Origin of the sequence: Geobacillus sp. ZGt-1, from assembly GCF_001026865.1 — a bacterium.
Lineage (GTDB): Bacteria > Bacillota > Bacilli > Bacillales > Anoxybacillaceae > Geobacillus > Geobacillus thermoleovorans.
On the sequence record NZ_LDPD01000019.1, the window covers coordinates 4,503 to 10,628 of the forward strand.

Below are 6,126 nucleotides of genomic sequence, written 5' to 3' on the forward strand. Positions count from 1 at the left end.
GGGTCTTCGTTTAAAATCTGCCAAATTTTCGCAATCATCCACTCAGACGAAATTTTACCGCCATATCGCGGCAAAAACGCTTCGCCTCGTTTGGCCGCAATTTCATTGAGCAAGTTCGCCTCATCCTGAGCGGCATGGTGCTTCCACAATTTCACCCAACTGTGCGGACGGCTCTTGAATTCTGGCTTTAGACAAAGCGGCTCGCCAGAAGCATCAACCGGCAGCATCGTGCAAGCCGTGAAATCGATCCCCACCCCGATGACATCAGACGGACTCACTCCAGACTTTTGCAAAACGGCCGGGACTGCAGTCGCCAACACTTCGATATAATCACCAGGGTGTTGCAGCGCCCAGTCTGGCTCGAGTTGTACGTTCGATTCCGGCAGCACTTCATCAATGACTCCATGAGGATACGGAGTGACATGGTCCGCAATTTCGTTTCCTTCTAGATCAACGAGAACAGCTCGTCCCGATTCGGTGCCATAGTCAATGCCAATGACGTACTTTTTCCCCATCTCGGTCTCCCTCCCTTTACTGCCCATAGTAAGCGTTTGCACCATGCTTGCGCAAATAATGGCGATCAAGCAGCGTTTGGCTGATCGGCTGTGCATCTGGATTGAGCATGAATGTTCTTGCCGCCATTTTCGCCACTTCTTCCAAGACAACGGCATTATGAACCGCGTTCGCTGGATCTTTCCCCCAAGCAAACGGGCCATGGCCGTGCACCAAAACACCTGGCATTTGCAACGGGTCGAGAAAGCGGAACGTTTCCGTAATGACCTTTCCAGTTTCTAGTTCATAGGCTCCTTGAATTTCTTCATTGGTCATCGGCCGGGTGCACGGAATTTCTCCATAGAAATAGTCTGCGTGTGTCGTCCCTAATGCCGGAATTCCTTTTCCGGCCTGCGCCCAAACAGTCGCCCAAGCCGAATGGGTATGAACAATTCCTCCGATTTCCGGAAATTGTTTATACAACCAAAGATGGGTGGGGGTGTCCGACGACGGTTTTAAGCCCCCTTCCACCACATTTCCGTTCAAATCCACGACCACCATGTCATCAATGGTCAACTTGTCATACGCCACTCCGCTTGGCTTAATGACAACCAACCCGCGCTCCCGATCAATCCCGCTCACATTTCCCCACGTAAACGTCACGAGGCGGTATTGCGGGAGCTGCAGGTTGGCCTCTAATACGGCTCGTTTCAATTCCTCAAGCATCAGCCTCCACTCCCTCTATAAAAAAACTCCTCACCTCCATTATATTATTGTACGTACAATTTTTCTATAACTTTTTTGATGCCTCGTACATTTTTTAAATTTCCTTTGTTGAGTTACGGACAATTAGCTCCGGTCGATAAATGATATCGCCAATTTTATCGACTGATCGTTGTTCGATCATTTGAATGAGCATCTCAGCCGCTTGAACGCCCATTTCTGTTTTCGGATGGCGAATCGTCGTCAATTTCACCTCCGTCGCTGTCGCAAATGTAGAGTCATCAAAGCCAACGATCGAAATGTCATCGGGAACCGATAACCCTTGTTGGCGAATGACTTCAAGAAGCAAAATCGCCAGCTCATCGTTGTAGCACACAAAGGCTGTCGGGCGCTCCTCTTTCGGCCGTTGCAAAAACTCCCGCGCCACCTCAAGCGGCTTTGTCCATTTCTCCTCTGTTGCGTAGGAAAGAAGATACTCCGTGGCCACAGGCACCTCGTGTTGCTGATGGGCGCGAATAAAGCCGCGCAAACGATCCACCCCTTGCAAATCGTCGGTTTTAAAGAAACCAGCAATCCGGCGGTGCCCTAAACGAATGAGATGGTCGGTCAATAAAAATCCTCCCTGCTCGTCGTCCATTTTGACGCATGGACAGCTCACTTCCAAATAGCGGGCATTGATCATCACGTACGGAATATGGAGGTTATTGAGCGACAAGTAGTAGCCCAGATTTGGATTTCCTTGCGCGCTTTTTGTCGGTTCGATGATCAGTCCGCTTAATGGCTCCCGAATCATCTCCTCAAGCTGCTCTTTCTCTCTCTGTTTATCATTATTCGTGCTGGCAAGCAAAAGACGGTATCCTTTCTCCCGCAGCGTCTCCTCCGCCCCTCGGACGATATGGGGAAAAATATAATCGGAAATATAGGTCGTCACGATCCCGATCGTTTTCGTATCCACCTGTTCTTTCGGCTTCGGCCGGGACACAAATGTGCCGCTCCCTTGGATTTTGTACAGCCATCCTTCCTTCTCGAGTTCCCCTAGCGCCTGCCGAACCGTATGTCGGCTTAGTTGAAACTGGTTGGCGATTTCGTGCTCGGTTGGAATTTTCTCATCCGGCTTCATTTGTCCGGAAATGATCCAAGATAAAATTTCTTGTTTTAATTGCAGATATTTAGGCAGCGTTTTCTCCTTCATAGTCCACCTCAACGATAAAATAATGAGATACAAATTAATTTTATTATAACAGTTTTTATTTGTCCGTATCTATTGTTATAATCTCAAGAAAGAAGCAAACATTTCATCCATTCCTTCTTCCATGGCCTTGCGGGATCGTTTTCGTTAAGTTCATTGAATTGGATGGTAGAGTTCAACAATGCTCCCGTCTTTCTCTCAATCACGTCATAGGAGCACTTCGGAATTTGAAATGCAATGTTTTTCCAAATTTACGCACAAAAATCCCCTTTTCTCCACTAGGAATGAGAGAAAACCACCCAATGGAAAAAAGGGGATGAAAAACAAAATAACGAACTACTCCAACTCCTCAATCATCGACACAACCGCATTCCACAAATCCTTATGCGACCAACTCGGGAGAGTCGGACGCCGAACGGCAAGCTCGTGAGAGGCAGGGAGGTGGACAAAGCCAGCCTGCACGGACAAATTTTCACTGCTTATTTTATGCAAGACAGAATACATGACATGGTTGCACAAATACGTTCCTGCCGTATTAGAAATTTGCGCAGGGTATCCCCGCTCATTCAGGACATTGACAAACCGGCGGATCGGCAATGTAGAGAAATAAGCTGCTGGTCCGTCTTCGACAATGGGCTCATCTTGCACATGTATTCCACGGTTATCCGGCCCTCCGTCTTGACAATTGATTGCTACTCGTTCGGGGGTGATTTTTGTACGACCGGCAGCGAGACCGAGCGACATAACGACATCCGGTTGGATTTGTTCCAGGTGCTCTAAACAGCGCAAGGACGACTGCGAAAAGTCAACCGGAAGCACGCGGCCGTAAACCTGATACTTTCCAATCTCCATTCCGTCCAGTTCTGTCGCAATTCGTTCCGTTGGGTTAATAGGAAATTCCAAAAAAGGTTCAAACCCTGTTAATAACAGCTTTTTCATTAAAGAATATCCCTCCCAACGCTAAACGTTTCAGTTTAATAGTAGAAAAATAAATAAGTCAGGGATATGAATAAACATCCTGTGCCCGTGCCAAGCAAAACAGTTTTGATGCGATCCGTCGTTCGATTTTTCCAATCCTTCAACCAAACATCATTTGCCCACTTTTCTTCTTCCCGAATCAACATCTTTGGTTTCGGCACTATCCATCGGTATAGTTGCTGAAAGCCTTGGAAAAAAGGGCGGAAAAAACCGGTTTGATGAACAAACAACGCCGCTCCCAGCGCCAATAACGTAAGGCCCAACAAAAAACACTCGTTAATGAAAACAAGTGCACTCATCTCATAAAATCGTTTTATGCATAACAAAACAGCGATCGTACAAAAACTAGCCACGAAGTACAGCGCCATGCTCCCCCTCCTTACGGAGAAAAAGAGGAAGAATTATCCATATTAGGAATAATTCTTCCCCTTATTTATCTTACTCCGCTACTTTTTTCGCCCAGCGCACATCCGGATAACGGTTGACAGGATAGACAATGCCTTTGAATTTCGGCGACGTTAAATAATTTTGCGAATAGAAATAAACAGGGATAAACGGCAAATCCGTCATTAATACTTTTTCCGCTTCATGGAGGAGTTCATATCGTTTCTGGTCATCTTGTTCTACTTTCGCTTTGGCCATCAAATCATCAAATCGCTTGTTTACCCAGTTCGTGCGGTTGTTCGGGCTGTCACCTAAGTAGTAATCCAAAATCACTGTCGGGTCAACAAACACACCGACCCAACCCATGCGGGCCATTTGGAAATTGGACTGCTGTGTCGTTTCCAAGTATGTTTTCCATTCTTGGTTGGCCAGTTTCACTTTCACGCCAAGGTTCGTTTTCAACATTTCTTGAACAGCTTCAGCAATTTTTTTATGGTTCTCGGCGGTATTATACATTAGCGTGACTTCTGGAAGCTTTGTCCATCCTTCTTCCTTCATACCTTCTTCCAATAACTGTTTCGCTTCTTTGACGTTCTCTTCAAAATAAGAACCGCCCACTTCGCGGAAATCGCCTTTCGGAGTATTGACACCGTATGGTACGAAGGCATAAGCCGGTTTTTCACCAGATTTGGTAATATTTTTGACAATTGCCTCCCGATCAATGGCCATGGCAAAAGCGCGGCGAATTTTTGCGTTCGTAAACGGTGGTTTGTCTACATTCAGCATAAACATATACGTACCAAAGTATGGAGTGATTTTAAACTCCTTATTATTTTTTTCTTGGTCAATGACGTCAGTCGGCAAGGTGTCAATTAAGTCAAGCTCCCCTGTTTTATACATTTGATAGTATGTCGTCGCATCATTGACCATCTTCCATGTTACCTTTTGCATATTAATTTGATCTTTGTTCCAATAATGTTCATTCTTTTCGATGACAACTTCACTATTATGCTTCCATTCTGTCAAACGATAAGCCCCGTTGCTTACATATCCTTTTGCGTCCGCTGCCCATTTCGGGTTCGATTCAACGAGAGATTTTTTCACTGGATAAAATGTCCACATGGTCAGCAATTTATCAAAATATCCCAACGGTGCTTTTAATTCCACTTGGAATGTTTTGTCATCCAACGCCTTAATCCCTACCTGATCCGCGCTTCCCTTTCCTTTGTTATATTCTTCGGCCCCCTTGATGTAATACATATAAAAAGCGAACGGGCTCCCTGTCTTCGGATCAAGCACACGTTTCCAAGCGTATTCAAAGTCATAGGCCGTGACTGGATCACCGTCAGACCATTTTGCATCCTCACGAATCGTAAACGTATACGTTTTTCCATCTTCTGATATTTTTACATCACTTGCGGCTCCTAATACAGGCTCTCCTTTTTGATTTTTCGTATACAATCCTTCAAATAGGTGGTCGATCACCCATCCCGACGTCGTATCCGATGCGATAGCAGGGTCTAAGCTAGGCGGCTCGGTCTTTGCATTCAACGTAATTTCCTGCTTAATATTCTTGGTCGCCTCGCCTCCTTCATTTGACGGCGTTTCATTGCCGCAACCGGCGAGCGCCGTTGAAACGAATAGCAACAACACCAATACAGTTAGAAGACTTCTTTTCATCCTTGATTGATCCTCCCTTGAATATTTTTACTGATGATATAAATGACAAGCTGTCCAATGGTTTTTTCTGACTTCCTTCCAAGCTGGCTCCTCTTCCTTGCAAATATCCATGGCATATGGGCATCGCGTCCGAAATCTGCAGCCACTTGGCGGGTTGACGGGACTCGGCGGATCCCCGGATAGAACAATTCTTTCCCTTTTTCTCGCCAATCTTGGGCTAGGGATCGGTATAGCTGACAAAAGCGCCTGCGTGTAAGGATGCAACGGTTCTTCAAACAGCTCGGAACTCGTTGCAATTTCCATCATCTTGCCAAGGTACATCACCCCTATCCGATCGCTAATATGTTTGACCATCCCTAAATCATGGGCAATAAACAAATAGGTTAAATTTCCCTCTTGCTTTAAATCATCCAGCAAGTTCACGACTTGCGCTTGAATCGACACGTCCAAAGCCGAGATTGGCTCATCGGCAACAATAAATTTCGGTTTAACCGCCAACGCACGGGCAATGCCAATTCTTTGCCTCTGCCCCCCGCTAAACTCATGGGGGAACCGCTGTGCATGTTCCGGATGTAATCCTACTTTTTCAAGAAGAGCGTACACCATCTCCTGCCGTTCTTTTCCTTTCGCTAACTGATGGGCATCAATACCTTCCGCAATAATATCGCCAACCCTCATCC

Annotated in this window: 7 protein-coding genes; all 7 read right to left on the bottom strand. The window is 46.0% G+C overall.

What is annotated here, in order from left to right; all coding sequences use genetic code 11:
* A partial coding sequence (locus VU18_RS19820; protein ID WP_047757957.1) for an FGGY family carbohydrate kinase occupies nucleotides 1-515 on the bottom strand: 515 nt, incomplete at its 3' end.
* Between the two features lie 16 nt (nucleotides 516-531).
* A complete protein-coding gene (gene araD / locus VU18_RS08170) occupies nucleotides 532-1,218 on the bottom strand; it encodes an L-ribulose-5-phosphate 4-epimerase (protein ID WP_047757941.1) in 687 nt (228 codons plus the stop codon).
* A gap of 94 nt (nucleotides 1,219-1,312) precedes the next feature.
* Nucleotides 1,313-2,407 (bottom strand): GntR family transcriptional regulator, encoded by a 1,095-nt coding sequence (locus VU18_RS08175; protein WP_011231396.1) that lies wholly within the window; start codon nucleotides 2,405-2,407, stop codon nucleotides 1,313-1,315.
* Nucleotides 2,408-2,740: 333 nt separating this feature from the next.
* Nucleotides 2,741-3,343, bottom strand: coding sequence for a pyroglutamyl-peptidase I (pcp, locus tag VU18_RS08180; protein WP_023633857.1), 603 nt, complete (start codon nucleotides 3,341-3,343; stop codon nucleotides 2,741-2,743).
* Between the two features lie 35 nt (nucleotides 3,344-3,378).
* Nucleotides 3,379-3,750 carry a DUF3899 domain-containing protein gene (locus VU18_RS08185; RefSeq protein ID WP_023633856.1) on the bottom strand — a complete coding sequence of 124 codons (372 nt, stop codon included), beginning with the start codon at nucleotides 3,748-3,750 and terminating at the stop codon, nucleotides 3,379-3,381.
* Between the two features lie 70 nt (nucleotides 3,751-3,820).
* Entirely contained in the window at nucleotides 3,821-5,446 is a 1,626-nt protein-coding gene (locus VU18_RS08190; protein WP_033011476.1) for a peptide ABC transporter substrate-binding protein, read from the bottom strand.
* A gap of 27 nt (nucleotides 5,447-5,473) precedes the next feature.
* Nucleotides 5,474-6,126 (bottom strand): ABC transporter ATP-binding protein (locus VU18_RS08195; RefSeq protein ID WP_047757942.1); only part of this gene is annotated, 653 nt, incomplete at its 5' end.

Coding starts and splice junctions, on each gene's coding strand:
- araD (WP_047757941.1), bottom strand. CDS start 1,218: ATGCTTGAGGAATTGAAACGAGCCGTATTAGAGGCCAACCTGCAGCTC.
- pcp (WP_023633857.1), bottom strand. CDS start 3,343: ATGAAAAAGCTGTTATTAACAGGGTTTGAACCTTTTTTGGAATTTCCT.
- VU18_RS08175 (WP_011231396.1), bottom strand. CDS start 2,407: ATGAAGGAGAAAACGCTGCCTAAATATCTGCAATTAAAACAAGAAATT.
- VU18_RS08185 (WP_023633856.1), bottom strand. CDS start 3,750: ATGGCGCTGTACTTCGTGGCTAGTTTTTGTACGATCGCTGTTTTGTTA.
- VU18_RS08190 (WP_033011476.1), bottom strand. CDS start 5,446: ATGAAAAGAAGTCTTCTAACTGTATTGGTGTTGTTGCTATTCGTTTCA.